Origin of the sequence: Idiomarina piscisalsi (assembly GCF_002211765.1) — a bacterium.
In the GTDB taxonomy this organism is placed as follows: Bacteria; Pseudomonadota; Gammaproteobacteria; order Enterobacterales; family Alteromonadaceae; genus Idiomarina; species Idiomarina piscisalsi_A.
In genome coordinates, this window is the sequence record NZ_CP022133.1 from 2230032 (window position 1) to 2247467 (window position 17436).

Below are 17436 nucleotides of genomic sequence, written 5' to 3' on the forward strand. Positions count from 1 at the left end.
CATAAAGTGGAACCGTTTGTCAGTGATTATTTAAGGAGTTACTCTAATCATGAAGCGAGTCTTAGCCTTATTCAGTGCTCTTGTTATTGTTGCATCAACAGCCTTGAGCTCTCCAGCCAACGCCGGCATTCCATTTTTTGATAAAGACGACGAGCAACCAACACTTGCTCCAATGCTTGAAGAAGTCACACCAGCCGTTGTCAACATCTCAGTTAAAGGAAAGCGGGAAGTCCGACAGCGTCTACCCGATGCATTGCGCTTCTTCTTTGGCCCAAACGCCCCTCATGAACAAGTCCGTGAACGTCCATTCCAGGGCTTAGGTTCGGGCGTCATTATTGATGCTGAAAATGGGTATGTTGTTACTAATAATCACGTCATTGATGATGCAAGCGAAATTTTAGTCACGTTAAAAGACGGACGCGAGTTCGATGCCAAAGTGATAGGCACAGACGAGCGCTCCGATGTTGCGCTACTGAAAATTGAAAACGGAAAAAACCTTACCGAAATTCAACTGGGTAAATCATCGGAGCTACGAGTTGGTGATTTTGTTGTTGCTATCGGCAACCCATTTGGATTAGGGCAAACCGTCACGTCAGGTATTGTCAGCGCATTAGGTCGTGCCGGCCTTGGTATTGAAGAGCTGGAAAACTTCATTCAAACCGATGCGGCTATTAACAGTGGTAACTCCGGCGGCGCCCTGGTTACGCTAGATGGCAAGCTCATAGGCATCAACACCGCAATTTTAGGTCCTAACGGCGGCAACATCGGTATTGGTTTCGCTATTCCTTCTGACATGATGAACAACTTAGTTCAGCAATTGATTGAATTCGGCGAAGTCCGTCGAGGTGTTCTTGGCGTGCGCGGTAACGACCTCACTCACGATGTTGCACAAGCGCTGAATATTCCAGTTAACCGGGGTGCTTTTGTGTCTCAGGTTATTCCAGGAAGTGCAGCCTCGGACGCAGGTATTGAGTCGGGCGATGTGATTGTTGAAATTAACGGCCAATCCATTCGCTCATTCTCTGAACTGGGTGCATTAGTCGGTTCGATTGGCTCTGGTCAGGCGATTGAGTTGGGCATTATTCGCGAAGGCGAAGAGATGACCATTGATGTCACTTTAGGCTCTCAGGATACTTCAGTAACTGCAGCTGCAATTCACCCGGCGCTTGAAGGGGCAACCTTAGCGGTGGCCAGCGGTCAACAAGGTATAGAAGTGACAGAGCTTGAGGAACGCTCTCCTGCAGCGCGTATTGGTCTTGAGGAGGGTGATATTATTCAAGGCGTGAACCGCAAGCGTGTTACGAGTGTCTCTGATTTAAGAGAGGCTATTGAAGACAAACAGGGCGTCATCGCTTTGAATGTCAAACGTGACGACAGCTCACTCTTCATTGTGCTGCGTAACGCTAACTGAGGTTGTGACATTGTAGTGGCATCAGTGCTATGCTGATGCCACCTAATAATAAATAAAAGGCGAGTAACGCGTGTCTCCAATACTACGGTTTTTGTTTCAATCGGTTGGTTTAGGCCTTGTCGTTGCCGCCATTGTGTTACTGACTCAACCTTTATGGAGTCAGAATAATTCTTTCCGACAGTCTCAGGACGACGTCATCTCGTTTAGTCAGGCGGTAAAAAAAGCTGCGCCAGCTGTTGTTAACATCTACAGCATGGGTGAAATTCAGGGCTCATACTACCAGCCTCAGTCATCTCGCGTTTGGCGGCTTGGCTCTGGCGTTATTATGGACTCAAATGGCTATATTCTGACGGCACATCACGTCGTCGACAACGTCGATAAAATTGAAGTGGCTCTTCAGGATGGGCGACGATACGCAGCGCAACTCATCGGCAGTGACCGCTACACCGACCTTGCCGTGTTGAAAATAGACGCCAATAATTTACCCGTTATTCCGGTTCAGTCAAATCGTCGCGTACAAGTTGGCGATATCGTGTTAGCTATTGGTAATCCCTACAATATTGGCCAAACCATTACTCAGGGCATTATTAGTGCAACCGGCGGCCGCGTTGGCGTGAGTAACTCCTATTCCGATCTGATACAAATGGATGCCGTCATCAACCAAGGTGCGTCTGGCGGTGCATTAGTCAATACAGCCGGGGAGCTCATCGGTATTAATAACGCTCGCTATAACTCATCATTCGACGATGGCGGAGAAGGCATTTATTTTGCCGTGCCCTACGCCACCGCTCAATCCGTTATGGATACATTAATTCGTGAAGGCGAAGTAGTGAGAGGTTACATCGGCATCACGGTTAACCCCAATTTTAGTGAGCAACAGTCATTATCCGGAATTTACGTGACTGGGGTGGAAAGAGGCAGCCCTGCTGCGTTAGCGGGCTTAAGACGTAATGACTTCATTGTTTCTATTGGAGGACAGCCGGTTCATTCAGCACCAGAGGGGCTCGATAAAGTCGCGAATGCTGAGCCCGGCGAAGCGTTAGAAGTTGAGTTTTACCGGGGAGAACAGAAAATGGTTACCACTGTCACCGTTGCTGCACTCCCCAAATAACTTACTTTTCGCTGACGCGAACAATATCAGCACCGAGCGCTTGTAGCTTTTTCTCAATAGACTCATAGCCACGGTCAATATGATAAATACGTTCAACCGTGGTTTCTCCGGTCGCTACCAGTCCGGCAATTACCAGAGACGCTGACGCTCGCAAGTCAGTACACATGACTTCAGCGCCCGTCAATTTATCAATGCCATGACAAATGGCTGTATTACCTTCAGAGTCGACGTTGGCACCCATGCGTCTCAGTTCGGGAATATGCATAAACCGGTTTTCAAAAATCGTTTCACGAATATTAGCCGTTCCGTCAGCAATCGTATTGAGTGTACAAAATTGCGCTTGCATGTCCGTCGGGAAGCCTGGGTGGGGTGCGGTAATAATATTGACCGCTTTTGGCCGTTTTGGGCTTTTTAACGATATCCAGTCATCACCTTTTTCAATGGTCGCCCCGGCTTCTTCAAGCTTCTTGATAACCGCATCCAAGGCGGATGGATCCGTTTTCTCGCAGCGAACTGAACTGCCCGTTGCCAACGCCGCCACCAAAAACGTCCCCGTTTCGATACGGTCAGGCATGACGCTGTACTCGCCACCTGAAAGCGTTTCAACACCGTTAATATAAATGGTGTCGTTACCAGCGCCCTGGACATCGGCTCCCAGCGCATTCAGGAAATTCGCCAAATCCACAATTTCCGGCTCGCGAGCAGCGTTCTCTATGACCGTTTGGCCTTCTGCTAATACCGCCGCCATCATTAAGTTTTCAGTGCCTGTCACACTGACCGTATCAAGCAGTATCTCAGCGCCTTTAAGACGCCCATCCACCGAAGCTTTTATGTAGCCATTTTCCACATCAATATGAGCACCCATTTTGCGCAGGCCCTCAATGTGCAAGTTGACCGGTCGAGCGCCTATTGCGCATCCACCGGGTAAAGAGACTTCGGCCTTACCTGTTTTAGCCAACAATGGACCGAGCACCAAAATGGATGCGCGCATCGTCTTCACCAGCTCATATGGCGCTTTAAAGTGATTGAGTGTGGTTGGATCAATGCACACTGCTGTTTCACCCACCCGAGAGTGAGTGACACCAAGGCAATCCAAGAGCTCTAATGAGGTATCCACATCGTGCAAGTTAGGCACATTTGAAAGTGTTACTTTATCGGAGGGCAATACGGTTGCCATAAGAATAGGTAACGCAGCGTTTTTGGCACCAGAAATAGTAACGGTGCCGGACAACGTCTGCCCACCTCTGATTTTAAACTTATCCATCAACAGTCAAGCCTTAAGGCATCATCAGTTTTTTATCACGCGCCCAGTCATCCGGCGTGTACGCTTTTATGGATACCGCGTGGATTTCACCACTGGCAATATGAGGGTTCAGTGGTGCGTAAATAGCTTGCTGACGCTTCACTTTGTTCATGCTTTCGAACGCTTCACTGACGGCAATAATCTCAACATTGGCGCCGTCAACTTTAACGTAGAGTTCACTGAGATCGAGTGCGTCGTTGAGTAATGTTTTTAACTGTTCTTCATTCATTTGTAATTTGACCGCTTATGTTCTGTTCAAAAGGCGACTAGCTTAACGAAAGCAGAGACTCAACGCCACTGACTGACGCAATTTGCTTCAATTGTTCAGAGGCACCGATGCATTTTAGTGGCGCATTAGTGCCTTGCGTTGCTTTCATTACTTCCAGCAGAAACGCAACACCGGCAGTATCAATAACCTCAACCTGGCTGACATCAACAGACACTAACTCATCGCCAAGCCACTGTCCGCGGGTCTTCCATAAAGCCGGGACGCTGTTACGCGTCAGCGAGCCTTTAAAAGCAATAACACTATCTTCTGTTCGACTCACCGATGCCTGTGCCGTGCTCATTATATTCCCTCAGCTGGATTATCAACTTCTTCGTCAGCTTTGATAGGTTCTTGCGCCTTTTGTTCAATAAGTTCAATTGTTTTATCAATGCCATTGGAGCGAATCACCGCAGAAATTTCACTTTGTTTGCTATTTAACAAACTAATACCTTCAACAACTAAGTCATAAGCCTTCCAGATATCTTCATCACGATCATAACGAATACGAAAATCGAGGCGTATCTCAGGGCGCCCAGTTTCCTTAACCCGCGTTTTTACAACCGCCGTCCGTGCATCATCCGGAAGCTCTGCTGCGGGTTCAAAAGATACCGTGTGTTTGCTCTCATCGTACTGAGTAAAGGCTCTCGCATACGTCGCCACTAAATAGTCGTAAAAAGCACGATAAAAGGCTTCCCGCTGCTCTTGGGTAGTATCTCTTAAGTAGCGGCCCAGTACTTTTTTAGAGGCATACAAGCTATCCACATAAGGCATGAGCTCTTCTTTCACAATGACCTTTAAGTAATTTGGATCTTCATCAATTTTGGCTCGCTCGTTTTCAATCCGTTCAAACGTGACTTCAGCCACTTCTTTTAAGAGTTCATGCGGGTCGTCATTACGAATAAGTTCCGCATTTGCTGCTGAGCTCACAACCACCATGGCGACAAGCGCTAACAGCCACTTTTTAAATGACATGATTGACTCCTTAATACTAATCATTGCCCTGACTAAATAAGAATTGACCAATTAAGTTCTCTAACACTAATGCTGACTTGGTATCCGTAATTGAATCGCCGTCTTCCAGCATGCTGACACTGTCATCAATAAAACCCGGTTGTAAGCCTAAATACTGTTCACCCAGCAAGCCCGAAGTCAGAACAGAGACAGAGCTGGTCTCGGAAAATTCGTCGTATTCTTTGCTGATAGACATTTCAACTAACGGCTCGTAATAGTCTCCGGTCAATGAAATATTGGTCACTCGGCCAACAACAACGCCCCCCACTTTCACCGGCGAACGTACTTTCAAGCTACCAATATTGTCGAATTTTGCATAAAGCGTGTAGGTTTCACCCGATGTGGTCATGGTGCCACTGGCCGCTCGCAACGCAATAAAAGACAGCGCCAACACGCCCAGTACAACAAAAATACCTACCCATAACTGTGTTTTTCTTGATTCCATGGTTACCCACCAAACATGATAGCTGTAAGAATAAAGTCTAGACCTAAAACGGCTAAGGACGCAGTCACAACGGTTGAGGTTGTCGCTGCACTAATACCTGCGGATGTCGGCACGGCCCGATACCCCTTGTAGAGGGCTATCCAGGTAACAACAAAAGCAAAAACAATGGACTTGATGACACCGTTTAATAAATCATCCTGCCAGTCGACAGCTGATTGCATGACAGACCAAAACGCACCTTCGTCAACGCCGAGCCAACCCGACCCAACTAAGTAGCCGCCATAAATGCCGACGGCTGAGAACATAAGTGCCAGCAATGGCATACTAATTAAACCGGCCCAGAACCGCGGTGCGATAACTCGGCGTAATGGATCAACAGCCATCATTTCTAAGCTCGATAACTGCTCCGTCGCCTTCATTAACCCTATTTCTGCGGTCAACGCTGAGCCGGCCCGGCCGGCAAACAATAGACCAGTAACAACCGGCCCTAATTCACGCAACAATGAGAGCGCCACCATTGGCCCTAGACTCTGTTCGGCACCGTAATCGACTAATATCGTGTAGCCCTGGAGTCCTAAAACCATGCCAATAAACAAGCCACTGACAATAATAATGACCATTGACAATACGCCAACGACATACATTTGCTTAATGAACAACGGCCAGGATTTGCGCGGTTGAGGCTTACCAATGATAGCGCTGACAAACATAGCTAAAGCAAAACCAATACCCGCCACGCTATCTAATACACGACGACCGACATTCTCTAAAAACTGGATCATTTATCGCCCCCCAGTAAGTCCGTCGTAAAGTCGTCATTGGAATAATGAAACGCCACAGGACCATCTGCATTGCCTTGTAAAAACTGCTGAATAATATCGGTGTTGTTATTTCTCAGCTCGTCCGGCGTACCTTCACCAACAATTTTTTTGTTCGCAATGACGTACGCATAATCAGCGATAGACAGCACTTCTTTGACGTCGTGAGAGACCACGATGGAGGTTAAACCTAAGGATTCATTCAGTGACTTAATCAGTTTCACGATCACGCCCATTGAAATGGGATCCTGCCCGGCGAAGGGCTCGTCGTACATAATTAATTCAGGATCGAGAGCGATAGCCCGGGCCAGTGCCGCGCGTCGTGCCATCCCCCCGGATAACTCAGAGGGCATTAAATCTCTTGCTCCGCGCAACCCAACCGCTTCCAGTTTCATCAAAACAACGCTGCGAATAATGTCTTCTGAAAGCTCAGTGTGCTCACGCAAAGGGAAAGCAACATTGTCAAACACCGACATATCGGTAAACAACGCACCGCTTTGAAACAGCATGCTCATGCGTTTTCTAAGCTCATAAAGCTTGTCCCGGCTTAACTGAGGCACCTCTTCACCAGCCACTTTAATACTGCCTTTACTTGGCTTGAGCTGGCCGCCAATAAGTTTCAGCAGTGTGGTTTTGCCGATACCGCTGGGGCCCATCACCGCTATCACTTTTCCTTTTGGCACACTTAACGACAAACCTTTGTATAGCGGTCTGTTACCATGGCCAAAATGAACGTCTTTTAACTCAACTAACTGTGTCACACGCTTTCCTGTTTCTCTCGACCGCTAAGCTTCATTAAAGCTGAAGAGTATAACGGTTTCCGGTTACATCCTGCACCGTAATAATTGTTGCAAAGTTTATCAGTTACCGGTGTGGGTTTCCGTTAATTTATCGATTTGATTCAGTAAATATTCCGCAAATTGCTCTCTTTCAGTTACACACTGCTCGCATAAGTTCAATTGCTCGAACAATCGGGCGCCATGCACCGAATAAAAAAGCATTCGTCCGACTTGCTCACCCAAATGCTGTTCCATCTGCTTTATGGTATCGTTAACATGGCGCTTTAACGGTTCCAGCAATTCAGGGTTGCTCGCTGCAGCTGCCAGCATTCCACTTCCTAAACGGGCGCACTCAGCATCCGTATCCAAAGCGGCCAATAATATACTCTTGGGGGCTTTATTTGGGTCACTATCAAGACGCTTGAGATGCTCTTTTCTCAACGACTCAAAACGCTCAACACGACGCTGCAACATGGCTTGAAGCAAAGCGTCTTTATTGGCGAAGTGGTAAAGCAAACCGCCTTTACTGATACCGGTTTTCTGACTCAACGCATCAAACGTCAGGTGTGAAGCTCCCTCACTAGCAACTAAGCTATCCGCAGCATCCAAAATCAGCGCTTTGTTACTGGGGCGACCGACTTTGTTCTGAGAATCATTTGGGGTTTGCATACACAACACCTTTTCTAAACCGTCTGGTTGGTATAGTAATTAATTTTAGGCAAAATCGCAAGATTTCCGCCTTGGCGGTAGGCATAACCCAAACGAATAACGTATTATAGCCCCAGTAGACTTAAGATTGGGAAAAAGCAATGAAGCAAGTGACCCAGAACTTTCGCCAACTAGGGCAACAAGTCCTGGATATTGAGAAGCAAGCCATTGAAGGGCTTTATGAGTACCTCGATGATAACTTCGATGCGGCCTGTCAGACATTATTTAACTGCAAAGGCCGGGTTATTGTGACCGGTATGGGTAAATCAGGGCACATTGGCGGGAAAATAGCCGCCACATTGGCATCAACGGGGACACCATCGTTCTTCGTGCACCCAGGCGAAGCCAGTCACGGCGACTTAGGCATGGTTGCGGCTCAAGATGTGGTTATTGCTATTTCAAACAGTGGTGAAACGTCAGAGGTTCTGAACATTTTACCGGTGATTAAACGCCTTGGTGTGCCACTGATTGCCATGACAGGCAAGCCTGAATCCACTCTGGCTCGGCTTGCAGATACCCACGTGTGCATTGCGGTCGCTCAGGAAGCCTGTCCATTAGGTTTGGCGCCAACAGCGTCCACTACCGCAACATTGGTCATGGGAGACGCGTTAGCCGTCGCACTCCTAAATGCGCGAGGTTTTACCGCCGACGACTTTGCTTTGTCGCATCCAGGTGGCTCACTAGGAAAGCGCTTATTACTGCGCCTGCACGATATTATGCACACTGGCGAACGTATTCCACTGGTGTCAGAAACCGATATTATTCGTGACGCCTTATTGGAGATGTCTCGTAAAGGTCTGGGCATGACCGCAATTACAGATACCCAGGGCCGATTAGCCGGCATTTTTACCGATGGTGATTTACGCCGTATTCTGGATAATCAAGTCGATGTGCACAGCACCTCTATTGCTGATGTGATGACGCGTTCATGCACAACCGCGAATGCGGATATGCTGGCTGCCGAAGCATTAAAACTAATGCAAGATCGCAAAATAAACGGACTGATTATTACCGACCATGAAGGTCGTCCTTGCGGCGCAATGAATATGCATGACTTACTGCAAGCGGGGGTTCTGTAACATGGAGTGTATTAATACCTGGTATGGGGACATTGAAAAGCAATTGTTTGAGCGCTTCTCAAAGGTTCGGCTGTTAATTCTCGACGTCGATGGTGTTTTTTCGGACGGTCGAATATACCTTGGCAACGATGGTGAAGAGCTGAAAGCTTTCCACACTCGGGACGGCTTTGGTATGAAAGCACTTAAGAATGCGGGCATACAGACAGCTGTCATCACCGGTCGCCAATCGAACATCGTTGAGCGTCGAATGCAGCATTTAGACGTGTCTGACATCTATCAGGGACAAGCCGACAAAACCCAGGCATATAATGAGCTTCTGACTCATCACGGCGTGAATGCTGAACAGACTGCCTATGTCGGAGACGACACACCCGATCTTCCGCTGATACAGCAAGCCGGCATTGGTGTTGCTGTAAAAGATGCACACCCTTCCATTCAGCAGCAGGCTCAATACATTACCCGCTGTGCCGGTGGCTTTGGCGCGGTTCGTGAGGTGTGTGACTTGATTATGTTAAGTCAGGGGCTTTTGCATGATGCCAAAGGAGCCAGTGTGTGAATTGGCGCATCGTCGGTATTATCGTTCTTCTGTTTGGTGCCGGGCTATTGCTCGTTCTGCGTCCCTTTAGTGACGATGGCAGAGAAAGCGCTGCCACGGCGACAAAACTGATGCAGCCAGATTTTACCGCCTACGGACTTGAAACCAAAATATTTGAAAGTGATGGCGTCCTGGCGCATAAGATTCGCTCAGAAGAAATGGCTCATTACAACCAAATAGGTTTAACCGAGCTCAAGCAGCCTCAATACTCAATATTTTCGGAAGACGGCACAGAGACCTGGCAAGTCACCGCCGAGCAGGGTACCTTTTACGATGATAAAACGCTGATTCTGGAGCGTAGCGTTGAAATATTAGCATTGCAGGAAAGTTCTCCCATACAGCGCGTTATGACAGAATATCTGGTTATCGACTTAGCCAATGAATCAATGAGCACTGAATACCCGGTATTAATGCGAGGTCCGCAAGTGGAAGTTCGCGGAGATGGTTTAAGCGCCGACATGAGCGCAGAAATGATGGAGTTAAAACGACATGTTAAAACGGTTTTCCAGCCTAAGTCTTAGCTTTTTTGTGCTTATCGCATTGCCTTTGACGGCGATGGCGCAAGGAAAGGCTGACTTTAAAAAGCCGATGGAAGTCGAGTCAAGCCACGAGCAATTCGACATAAAGAACAATAAGTTAGTACTTACTGACAATGTTGTTATCCGTCAGGGCACACTACTTATTAAGGCGGATCGACTCGAAGCCTCTGCCAGCGAAAGCGGCGAGCAGGCGGACACCTTTATTGCTGAAGGTTCACCGGCAACCTACACGCAGACCCTGGAAAACGGCAACGATATTAGCGCTCAGGCAAATAAAATAACCTATTTCCAAGTCGAACAGCGTCTCGAGCTCAGCGGGGACGCGAGAATCTCTCAGGGCACAAGCAGTTCAAGCGGAGATACGATCGTCTACGACTTAGCCGCACAGACGATCTCTGCAAGCAGCTCTGATGCCGATAACGGGCGCGTAATTACGATATTTACGCCGAAAACAAAAGACGACAAAACCGACAACGAGAACCGTTAATTATGGCCACCTTACGAGTCAAACATCTTGCCAAAAGCTTTAAGCGTCGTCAGGTTGTAAAGGACGTTAGCCTGGAGGTCAGTCAGGGCCAGATTATTGGGCTCTTAGGACCCAATGGTGCGGGAAAAACAACGACGTTTTATATGATTGTCGGCTTAATCAACAGCGACAAAGGCCAGATTTCACTAGACAAAGACGACCTAACGTCTCTGCCAATGCATGAGCGCGCTCGCCGCGGAATTGGTTATCTACCGCAAGAAGCATCGATTTTCAGAAAGCTGACCGTGCGCGATAACCTCATGGCGATATTAGAAACCCGTAAAGAGCTTTCAGCGGACGCTCGCGAAGAACAGCTCGACTCGCTTCTTGAAGAGTTCAATATTGGTCATATCGCGAACAGTCTGGGGATGAGCTTATCCGGCGGTGAGAGACGTCGTGTCGAAATTGCCCGCGCCCTTGCCGCAGAGCCCACGTTTATTCTTCTGGATGAGCCCTTTGCAGGCGTCGACCCAATTTCGGTTATCGACATTAAGAAAATTGTTGAACATTTAAAGCAGCGTGGTATTGGTGTACTTATTACAGACCACAATGTCAGAGAAACCTTGTCCGTTTGTGAGCATGCGTACATTGTTAGTCACGGAGAACTTATTGCCAGCGGAGATGCAGAAAGTATATTATCGAATCAACAGGTTAAAGATGTTTACCTCGGTGAGCAGTTCACCCTTTAACGTGATACCGGGACGATAACCATGAGACAAAGTCTGCAGCTAAAAATTGGTCAGCAACTGACCATGACGCCTCAGTTACAACAAGCGATACGCTTGCTGCAGCTTTCTTCGCTCGACTTACAGGCTGAAATTCAGGACGCGCTGGACAATAACCCGTTACTGGAAGTTGAAAGCGAACAACCTCATGACGGTGACAGCACCGATTCCCTTCACTCGTCAAATAAAGACGACAGTCAGCGTGAAACCTCCGATGTTATAAAAACTCAGGAAATGCCAGAAGATCTCCCTGTGGACAGCACATGGGATGATACCTATTCATCGCCGACTCCTGCTACCGGAGCGGCCTCAAACGGCAAATCCTACGACGGTGACTATGAGGTGTACCAAGGCTCAACGAGCGAGTCTTTGCAAGACCATCTGATTTGGCAAATGCAACTGTCGCACTTTTCTGAAGAAGACACTGCGATTGGCGAAGCCATTATCGAAGCCATTGACGACAATGGTTATTTAACAACGGATATTGAAGACATTATTGAGTCTGTGCACTTGCCCGAGGTTGGTGAAGAAGAAGTCTGCATGGTACTCAAGCGCATCCAACACTTTGACCCAGTCGGTGTCGGCGCACGTACCGTCAGCGAGTGCCTGGCGATTCAATTACGACAACTGGACGACAGCACGCCGTTTAAGCTCGCTGCTATCACTCTGGTTAGCGAGCATATGGACTTGCTGGGCAACCGAGACTTCCGCAATATCCAGAAAAAGCTCAAATTAACCGAAAATGACTTACGTGAAGTCATGCGGCTGATTCAGCAAATGCACCCGCACCCGGGCGAACAAGTTGCTCAACAAGAAGTTGAGTACGTGATTCCTGACGTTGCGGTCATGAAAAAGAATGGTCGCTGGGTGGTCGAATTAAACCCGGATAGCGTACCTAAATTAAAGGTCAATGAAGAATACGCGGCACTGAGTAAAGCGGCGAAGTCCTCGGCAGACAGTCAGTACATTAAAAACCATACACAGGAAGCGCGTTGGTTTATTAAAAGTCTGGAGAGTCGCAATGAAACGCTGTTGAAAGTTGCCAACTGTATTGTTCAGCGCCAGCAGGGCTTTTTTGAGTACGGTGAAGAGGCCATGAAACCGATGGTACTCAATGATGTCGCTGAAGCCGTGGAAATGCATGAAAGCACCATTTCACGGGTAACAACGCAGAAGTTTCTGCACTGCCCACGAGGCATTTTTGAATTAAAATACTTTTTCTCTAGCCATGTCAGTACAGAAGGTGGAGGTGAGTGTTCAAGTACCGCAATACGTGCTTTAATTAAGAAGTTAGTCGCTGCAGAAAACCGTAGCAAACCATTAAGCGACAGCAAAATCGCTGAACTGATAGCCGAGCAAGGCATCAAAGTAGCGAGGAGGACAATTGCGAAGTACCGGGAATCACTGAATATTCCCTCATCGAGTCAACGCAAGAGTCTTTTATAACTTGTAAACTGCAGAAGGAAGACGTTATGCAAATTAATCTTACTGGTCATCATATCGATATCACTGAGTCTCTGCGTGAGTATGTGGACACAAAATTTGCTAAGTTAGAGCGCCATTTTGACCATATCACCAACGTTCACGTCATCCTTAATGTTGAAAAAACGAATCAAAAAGCGGAAGCTACAGTGCACCTGAACGGCGGCGAGATTTTCGCTGACTCTGTTCACGATGATATGTACGCAGCCATTGATGGTTTAATCGATAAGCTTGACCGTCAGGTTATTAAACACAAAGAAAAAATGAAAAAGCATTAGTCCATGCAAATAAGTGAGTTGTTAAGCCCCGACTGCACCAAGTGTGCAGTCGAGGGTGCAAGTAAAAAGCGATTATTAGAAACCATTAGCCAAATTGTTGCGCCAAAACTGTCAGGCATTACTCGTCATGACATTTTTGAAAGCCTTATAAACCGCGAGCGCTTGGGAAGTACCGGCATTGGTTTAGGTATTGCGATACCCCATGGACGACTCGCTAAAGCCAGCCATCCGGTTGCCGTATTATTGACGTTAGACGAACCAATCGAGTTTGACGCGATTGATAACCAACCTGTGGACATTATTTTTGCGCTGTTAGTGCCAGAATCAGAGCATGAAAATCATTTGCAGACATTAGCAGCCGTTGCCCGTCGCATGAATGACAAAGACTGCACCCGCGCACTTCGGAACGCTGACAGTGACAACGCACTCTATCAATTATTTATTGGGGAAGGTGAAGATAAGCCATGCAACTGATTATTGTCAGTGGTCGCTCGGGATCGGGTAAAACAATCGCCCTTCGAGTACTCGAGGATCTTGGCTTTTACTGCGTCGACAACTTACCCATTAGCCTACTCCCCACGCTGGTTCATGCGGTCATGGAGCAATATTCAAAAATTGCCATCAGCATTGACGTTAGAAACCTGCCTGAACATTCGGAAGAGCTGCTCGACTCGCTGAATTTTTTACCCAAAGGGGTCGAACCAGAAGTACTGTTCATTGATGCCGACGACAACACCTTACTGAAGCGCTTTGGTGAAACACGCCGTTTGCACCCGCTCTCACAAAAAGAGTTACCTTTAGTTGATGCGCTTCAGGCAGAACGAAAGTTGCTCGAACCAATTATGGAGCGCGCCACATGGCGCCTGGACAGCAGTGACTTATCGTTACACCAGTTAAGTGAAGAAGTGCGCGAGCGTGTGCTCGGCCGGGCAGACAAAAAACTGATTATCGTTTTTCAGTCTTTTGGTTTTAAGTATGGACTGCCGAAAGACGCTGATTTTGTATTTGATGCACGCATATTACCAAACCCGCACTGGCAACCTGAACTGAAGTTGCTAACCGGCTTAGATGCGGACGTACAGCATTATTTTCGCCAACAGCCGTTGGTCACGAAGTTTGTCTATCAGCTCGAAAACTTTTTAGGCACTTGGCTGCCTCACTTTCAACGCAGTAACCGCAGCTATTTAACGATTGCGACAGGCTGTACTGGTGGGCAGCATCGCTCCGTTTATATTTCACAGCAGTTAGCGGAGCGCTTTGAACAAAAATCAGTGAAGGTTCAGGTTCGTCACCGGGAGTTAAAGCAGCATGAGTAAAGCTTGCAAGACGCTTGTTATACGCAATAAACTGGGCCTTCATGCTAGGGCTGCGACCAAACTTGCGCAGCTCACGCAGTCATTCAAGTCAGAAATTACCGTTCAGCAGGGTGAACAATGCGTTAACGCTGCCAGTGTGATGTGCTTAATGCTGCTCGCCAGTCAACAAGGTAAGTCGGTCGAAGTTTGTGCCGAAGGCGATGACGCAGAAGACGCATTAATAGCGGTGAGCGAATTGTTCGAAGATCGCTTTGAGGAAAACGAGTAACCAATGATAGCCGAGCTGTCCGATAAAGAATACGCCATGCAACGAATTCAGGAGGTTAACTCTGCGTTAGCCGACGGAATGTTCGTGGCAGCTCGACGCATGCTACACAACATGCCGGCCTGCGATGTCGCTTTACTGTTAGAGTCTTCTCCACCGAAAAGCCGTTCTAAAATCTGGAAGCTGGTCGATATTGACGAGCACGGTGAAATTCTTGAAGAGCTGAACGAAGAAGTTCAGAAAGACATTATTCGTCAGATGGCTCCGGAAAATCTGGCGGCAGCGACCGAAGGCATGGACACCGATGACCTCGCCTACGTTCTGCGTGGTTTGCCGGAGCCGGTGTATCAGGAAGTCTTAAAGTCCATGGACGAAGGCGACCGGGAGCGGGCAGAAACCGCTCTTTCCTACGCCGAAGACAGCGCTGGTGGTATCATGAATACCGATACCATTACAGTACGCTCAGACGTCACTATCGACGTTGTATTGCGTTATCTGCGCCTTAAAGGAGAGTTACCCGAAGCAACCGATAAACTCTATGTCGTTGATCGTAATGAAAAAGTCACTGGCGAGATTTCGTTGACTCAGTTACTAACAATCGACCCCAGCCGCCGCATCGATGAAATTATGTCATCGGATATTACGACCATACCCGTCGATATGGAAGAAACCGAAGTGGCTAAGCTTTTTGAGCGACATGACTGGGTTTCTGCACCGGTTGTCGATAGTGATCAACAACTTGTGGGTCGTATTACGATCGATGATGTGGTTGATATTATTCGTGAAGAAGCCCAGCACTCGATGCTCAGTATGGCGGGTTTGGAAGATGACGAGGATACCTTTGCGCCGGTATTGAAAAGTACCCGCCGCCGTACCGTATGGCTTGCAGTTAACTTGGTGACAGCCTTATTAGCCGCCATGGTCAGTTCACTGTTTGAAGACATACTGGCGCAAATGGCCATACTGGCGATTTTGAACACCATAGTTCCTAGTATGGGCGGCATTGCCGGTAGTCAAACTTTAACACTGGTTATTCGAGGTATGGCGCTCGGTCATATCGGCTCCAGTAACTCCCGATGGTTAATCGGTAAAGAGCTCGCGATAGGCTTCTTAAACGGCGTAATATGGTCGGTGCTTATTGCTGCAGTCGTTGCGCTTTGGAAGCAAGACTTACTGGTTGGCGGTATTATCGCATTTGCTATGATGATGAACCTATTAGCCGCAGGGCTGGCGGGGGCAACCGTTCCGCTTATGTTGAAGCGTTTTAACATTGACCCTGCACTTGCCGGTGGCGTAATTTTAACCACGGTGACCGATGTTGTCGGTATTTTCGCCTTCCTTGGCTCAGCGACTCTCCTGCTTTCTTAAGCGCCTTTTTGTTGTAAAGGCAGGCTAATGACCTGCCACACTCATTTGTTCTAACAGTACAGAGCCAGTGTGCAATGCATGTCGTTCATCGGTATCGTTGCCAATAGCAACGATGTTCGCCAGCATGTCTTTTAAGTTGCCAGCTATTGTGACTTCTTCAACGGGGTACTGGATCTCGCCATTTTCAACCCAAAAACCGGCAGCGCCACGAGAGTAGTCGCCATTAACGAGGTTAACCCCTTGCCCCATAACTTCAGTCACCAAAAGCCCGGTTCCCATTTGCCGGCACAGCTGCTGTAGAGACTTATCCTGTTGACTAACCCGCCAATTATGAATACCGCCTGCATGACCGGTCGGTTGCATATCCATTTTACGAGCCGCATAACTGGTCAATAAGTACGTTTCCAATACACCCTTATCGACAATAGTTCTGTCTTGGGTTTTAAGGCCTTCAGCGTCAAATGGTGTACTGGCTAATCCGCCGACGATATGCGGCCGCTCTTGAATGGTCAGCCATTCCGGGAGTACTGATTTCCCTAAATGATCGAGTAAGAAGCTCGACTTGCGGTACAGGTTTCCACCGCTAATGGCTGAGACGAAATGCCCAAACAAGCTCCCCGCAATATCAGCACGGAAAATGACTGGAACCTTAGCGGTTGGTACCTGTTTGGCTCCCAAGCGAGATAAAGTTTCACTGGCGGCGTCTTCTGCCACTTTTTCCGGCGTCCATAAGTCAGACGTTTTTCTCGCCACGGTATAACTCATATCACGCTGCATTTTATCGCCTTCACGAGCAATAAGCGCACAACCTAAGTTATGGCGAGACTGCAGGAAGCCACCAATAAAGTCGTGTGTGTTGCCATAAACCCGAAAGCCGGTGTGACTACCGTAGTGTGCTCCATCGGAATTCACAATGCGCTCATCAAGGTTCAATGCATGCTTTTCGCATGCCAGCGCCTGTTCAATAGCATACTCTGCACTTTGGTCGCCCGGATGACACAAATCTAAATCCGCAATATCAGTCGCCATAAGATTGGACGGCGCTAAACCATTGTATGGATCTGGCGACGTAAAACGGGCAATATCGCAAGCTTTGTCAACAGCGGCTTCAATAGCAGCCTTTGACAGGTCCGTAGTCGACGCAGAGCCTTTTTGCTGTCCGCGATACACCGTAATGCCTAATGCGCCGTCTTGGTTAAACTCGACGGTTTCGACCTCTCCCAGACGAGTGCCCACAGAAATGCCTGAGGTTTGGCTAATAGAGCATTCCGCATCACTGGCACCTTTTTGTTTCGCCAGCGACAAGGCCTCTTTTACGGCAGCCTCGACTTGCCCCATCTCTTTGTTAAGGTCATCCAGTTGTACTATCAAAAAACTCTCCTCACTGCTAAACTAGCGGCTTTAGCGCT

22 protein-coding genes are annotated in these 17436 nt (G+C 48.0%); 13 read left to right on the plus strand and 9 right to left on the minus strand.

Annotation, left to right across the window (positions count from 1 at the left end):
* The first annotated feature begins 49 nt into the window (after positions 1-49).
* Positions 50-1411: a DegQ family serine endoprotease gene (locus tag CEW91_RS10615; protein ID WP_088768915.1), complete on the plus strand. Its 1362-nt coding sequence runs from the start codon at positions 50-52 to the stop codon at positions 1409-1411.
* Between the two features lie 70 nt (positions 1412-1481).
* Positions 1482-2522 carry a trypsin-like peptidase domain-containing protein gene (locus tag CEW91_RS10620; protein ID WP_198400868.1) on the plus strand — a complete coding sequence of 347 codons (1041 nt, stop codon included), beginning with the start codon at positions 1482-1484 and terminating at the stop codon, positions 2520-2522.
* A gap of 1 nt (position 2523) precedes the next feature.
* Here the strand turns inward: CEW91_RS10620 and murA are convergent, their stop codons facing one another.
* The 8 genes from murA to CEW91_RS10660 form a co-directional block, all read right to left on the minus strand.
* The gene (gene murA, locus CEW91_RS10625) at positions 2524-3786 is read right to left on the minus strand and encodes a UDP-N-acetylglucosamine 1-carboxyvinyltransferase (RefSeq protein WP_088768916.1); all 1263 of its coding nucleotides are present in this window, start codon (positions 3784-3786) and stop codon (positions 2524-2526) included.
* A 13-nt stretch (positions 3787-3799) separates the two neighbouring features.
* Positions 3800-4054 carry a BolA family protein gene (locus CEW91_RS10630; protein WP_088768917.1) on the minus strand — a complete coding sequence of 85 codons (255 nt, stop codon included), beginning with the start codon at positions 4052-4054 and terminating at the stop codon, positions 3800-3802.
* Between the two features lie 37 nt (positions 4055-4091).
* Entirely contained in the window at positions 4092-4394 is a 303-nt protein-coding gene (locus tag CEW91_RS10635) for an STAS domain-containing protein (RefSeq protein ID WP_088768918.1), read from the minus strand.
* Positions 4394-5065 carry an ABC transporter substrate-binding protein gene (locus CEW91_RS10640; protein WP_088768919.1) on the minus strand — a complete coding sequence of 224 codons (672 nt, stop codon included), beginning with the start codon at positions 5063-5065 and terminating at the stop codon, positions 4394-4396. The genes CEW91_RS10635 and CEW91_RS10640 overlap by 1 nt, the downstream gene beginning before the upstream one ends.
* Before the next feature lie 16 nt (positions 5066-5081).
* A complete protein-coding gene (mlaD, locus tag CEW91_RS10645) occupies positions 5082-5549 on the minus strand; it encodes an outer membrane lipid asymmetry maintenance protein MlaD (RefSeq protein ID WP_088768920.1) in 468 nt (155 codons plus the stop codon).
* A 2-nt stretch (positions 5550-5551) separates the two neighbouring features.
* A complete protein-coding gene (mlaE, locus tag CEW91_RS10650; protein WP_088768921.1) occupies positions 5552-6331 on the minus strand; it encodes a lipid asymmetry maintenance ABC transporter permease subunit MlaE in 780 nt (259 codons plus the stop codon).
* Positions 6328-7128, minus strand: a complete 801-nt coding sequence (locus tag CEW91_RS10655) for an ATP-binding cassette domain-containing protein (RefSeq protein ID WP_088768922.1) — start codon at positions 7126-7128, stop codon at positions 6328-6330. The genes mlaE and CEW91_RS10655 overlap by 4 nt, the downstream gene beginning before the upstream one ends.
* A 99-nt stretch (positions 7129-7227) precedes the next feature.
* The gene (locus CEW91_RS10660; RefSeq protein ID WP_088768924.1) at positions 7228-7815 is read right to left on the minus strand and encodes a TetR/AcrR family transcriptional regulator; all 588 of its coding nucleotides are present in this window, start codon (positions 7813-7815) and stop codon (positions 7228-7230) included.
* A gap of 140 nt (positions 7816-7955) precedes the next feature.
* On the opposite strand from CEW91_RS10660, the gene CEW91_RS10665 reads away from it, so the two are divergent.
* Genes CEW91_RS10665 through mgtE form a run of 11 tightly spaced genes read left to right on the plus strand, consistent with a single transcriptional unit; the run spans position 7956 to position 16027 of the window.
* Positions 7956-8933 (plus strand): KpsF/GutQ family sugar-phosphate isomerase, encoded by a 978-nt coding sequence (locus tag CEW91_RS10665; protein WP_088768926.1) that lies wholly within the window; start codon positions 7956-7958, stop codon positions 8931-8933.
* Position 8934: 1 nt separating this feature from the next.
* The gene (kdsC, locus tag CEW91_RS10670) at positions 8935-9489 is read left to right on the plus strand and encodes a 3-deoxy-manno-octulosonate-8-phosphatase KdsC (protein ID WP_088768928.1); all 555 of its coding nucleotides are present in this window, start codon (positions 8935-8937) and stop codon (positions 9487-9489) included.
* Positions 9486-10049 carry an LPS export ABC transporter periplasmic protein LptC gene (lptC, locus tag CEW91_RS10675; RefSeq protein ID WP_088768930.1) on the plus strand — a complete coding sequence of 188 codons (564 nt, stop codon included), beginning with the start codon at positions 9486-9488 and terminating at the stop codon, positions 10047-10049. The genes kdsC and lptC overlap by 4 nt, the downstream gene beginning before the upstream one ends.
* Positions 10018-10554, plus strand: a complete 537-nt coding sequence (gene lptA, locus CEW91_RS10680) for a lipopolysaccharide transport periplasmic protein LptA (RefSeq protein ID WP_088768931.1) — start codon at positions 10018-10020, stop codon at positions 10552-10554. Before lptC ends, lptA begins: the two co-directional genes overlap by 32 nt.
* 2 nt (positions 10555-10556) lie before the next feature.
* Complete coding sequence (gene lptB / locus CEW91_RS10685) at positions 10557-11282, plus strand: LPS export ABC transporter ATP-binding protein (protein WP_088768932.1); 726 nt, start codon at positions 10557-10559, stop codon at positions 11280-11282.
* Between the two features lie 21 nt (positions 11283-11303).
* Positions 11304-12764 (plus strand): RNA polymerase factor sigma-54, encoded by a 1461-nt coding sequence (locus CEW91_RS10690; RefSeq protein WP_088768934.1) that lies wholly within the window; start codon positions 11304-11306, stop codon positions 12762-12764.
* 26 nt (positions 12765-12790) lie between these two features.
* Positions 12791-13078 carry a ribosome hibernation promoting factor gene (gene hpf, locus CEW91_RS10695; RefSeq protein WP_053953073.1) on the plus strand — a complete coding sequence of 96 codons (288 nt, stop codon included), beginning with the start codon at positions 12791-12793 and terminating at the stop codon, positions 13076-13078.
* Between the two features lie 3 nt (positions 13079-13081).
* Entirely contained in the window at positions 13082-13552 is a 471-nt protein-coding gene (ptsN, locus tag CEW91_RS10700) for a PTS IIA-like nitrogen regulatory protein PtsN (RefSeq protein WP_088768936.1), read from the plus strand.
* A complete protein-coding gene (rapZ, locus tag CEW91_RS10705) occupies positions 13543-14394 on the plus strand; it encodes an RNase adapter RapZ (RefSeq protein ID WP_088768938.1) in 852 nt (283 codons plus the stop codon). Before ptsN ends, rapZ begins: the two co-directional genes overlap by 10 nt.
* Positions 14387-14662, plus strand: a complete 276-nt coding sequence (locus CEW91_RS10710; protein WP_088768939.1) for an HPr family phosphocarrier protein — start codon at positions 14387-14389, stop codon at positions 14660-14662. The genes rapZ and CEW91_RS10710 overlap by 8 nt, the downstream gene beginning before the upstream one ends.
* A gap of 3 nt (positions 14663-14665) precedes the next feature.
* The gene (gene mgtE / locus CEW91_RS10715; RefSeq protein WP_088768941.1) at positions 14666-16027 is read left to right on the plus strand and encodes a magnesium transporter; all 1362 of its coding nucleotides are present in this window, start codon (positions 14666-14668) and stop codon (positions 16025-16027) included.
* A 24-nt stretch (positions 16028-16051) separates the two neighbouring features.
* Here the strand turns inward: mgtE and pmbA are convergent, their stop codons facing one another.
* On the minus strand, positions 16052-17365 hold the full coding sequence (pmbA, locus tag CEW91_RS10720; protein ID WP_198400907.1) for a metalloprotease PmbA: 1314 nt from the start codon (positions 17363-17365) through the stop codon (positions 16052-16054).
* Between the last annotated feature and the right edge of the window lie 71 nt (positions 17366-17436).

What these genes read in the sequence shown, in the direction of transcription:
- mlaD (WP_088768920.1), bottom strand. Translation starts at nt 5,549, where the DNA reads ATGGAATCAAGAAAAACACAGTTATGGGTAGGTATTTTTGTTGTACTG.
- CEW91_RS10615 (WP_088768915.1), top strand. Translation starts at nt 50, where the DNA reads ATGAAGCGAGTCTTAGCCTTATTCAGTGCTCTTGTTATTGTTGCATCA.
- CEW91_RS10630 (WP_088768917.1), bottom strand. Translation starts at nt 4,054, where the DNA reads ATGAATGAAGAACAGTTAAAAACATTACTCAACGACGCACTCGATCTC.
- murA (WP_088768916.1), bottom strand. Translation starts at nt 3,786, where the DNA reads ATGGATAAGTTTAAAATCAGAGGTGGGCAGACGTTGTCCGGCACCGTT.
- rapZ (WP_088768938.1), top strand. Translation starts at nt 13,543, where the DNA reads ATGCAACTGATTATTGTCAGTGGTCGCTCGGGATCGGGTAAAACAATC.
- lptB (WP_088768932.1), top strand. Translation starts at nt 10,557, where the DNA reads ATGGCCACCTTACGAGTCAAACATCTTGCCAAAAGCTTTAAGCGTCGT.
- lptA (WP_088768931.1), top strand. Translation starts at nt 10,018, where the DNA reads ATGTTAAAACGGTTTTCCAGCCTAAGTCTTAGCTTTTTTGTGCTTATC.
- mgtE (WP_088768941.1), top strand. Translation starts at nt 14,666, where the DNA reads ATGATAGCCGAGCTGTCCGATAAAGAATACGCCATGCAACGAATTCAG.
- ptsN (WP_088768936.1), top strand. Translation starts at nt 13,082, where the DNA reads ATGCAAATAAGTGAGTTGTTAAGCCCCGACTGCACCAAGTGTGCAGTC.
- CEW91_RS10635 (WP_088768918.1), bottom strand. Translation starts at nt 4,394, where the DNA reads ATGAGCACGGCACAGGCATCGGTGAGTCGAACAGAAGATAGTGTTATT.
- kdsC (WP_088768928.1), top strand. Translation starts at nt 8,935, where the DNA reads ATGGAGTGTATTAATACCTGGTATGGGGACATTGAAAAGCAATTGTTT.
- CEW91_RS10690 (WP_088768934.1), top strand. Translation starts at nt 11,304, where the DNA reads ATGAGACAAAGTCTGCAGCTAAAAATTGGTCAGCAACTGACCATGACG.
- CEW91_RS10660 (WP_088768924.1), bottom strand. Translation starts at nt 7,815, where the DNA reads ATGCAAACCCCAAATGATTCTCAGAACAAAGTCGGTCGCCCCAGTAAC.
- mlaE (WP_088768921.1), bottom strand. Translation starts at nt 6,331, where the DNA reads ATGATCCAGTTTTTAGAGAATGTCGGTCGTCGTGTATTAGATAGCGTG.
- hpf (WP_053953073.1), top strand. Translation starts at nt 12,791, where the DNA reads ATGCAAATTAATCTTACTGGTCATCATATCGATATCACTGAGTCTCTG.
- CEW91_RS10710 (WP_088768939.1), top strand. Translation starts at nt 14,387, where the DNA reads ATGAGTAAAGCTTGCAAGACGCTTGTTATACGCAATAAACTGGGCCTT.
- CEW91_RS10665 (WP_088768926.1), top strand. Translation starts at nt 7,956, where the DNA reads ATGAAGCAAGTGACCCAGAACTTTCGCCAACTAGGGCAACAAGTCCTG.
- CEW91_RS10640 (WP_088768919.1), bottom strand. Translation starts at nt 5,065, where the DNA reads ATGTCATTTAAAAAGTGGCTGTTAGCGCTTGTCGCCATGGTGGTTGTG.
- pmbA (WP_198400907.1), bottom strand. Translation starts at nt 17,365, where the DNA reads ATGGGGCAAGTCGAGGCTGCCGTAAAAGAGGCCTTGTCGCTGGCGAAA.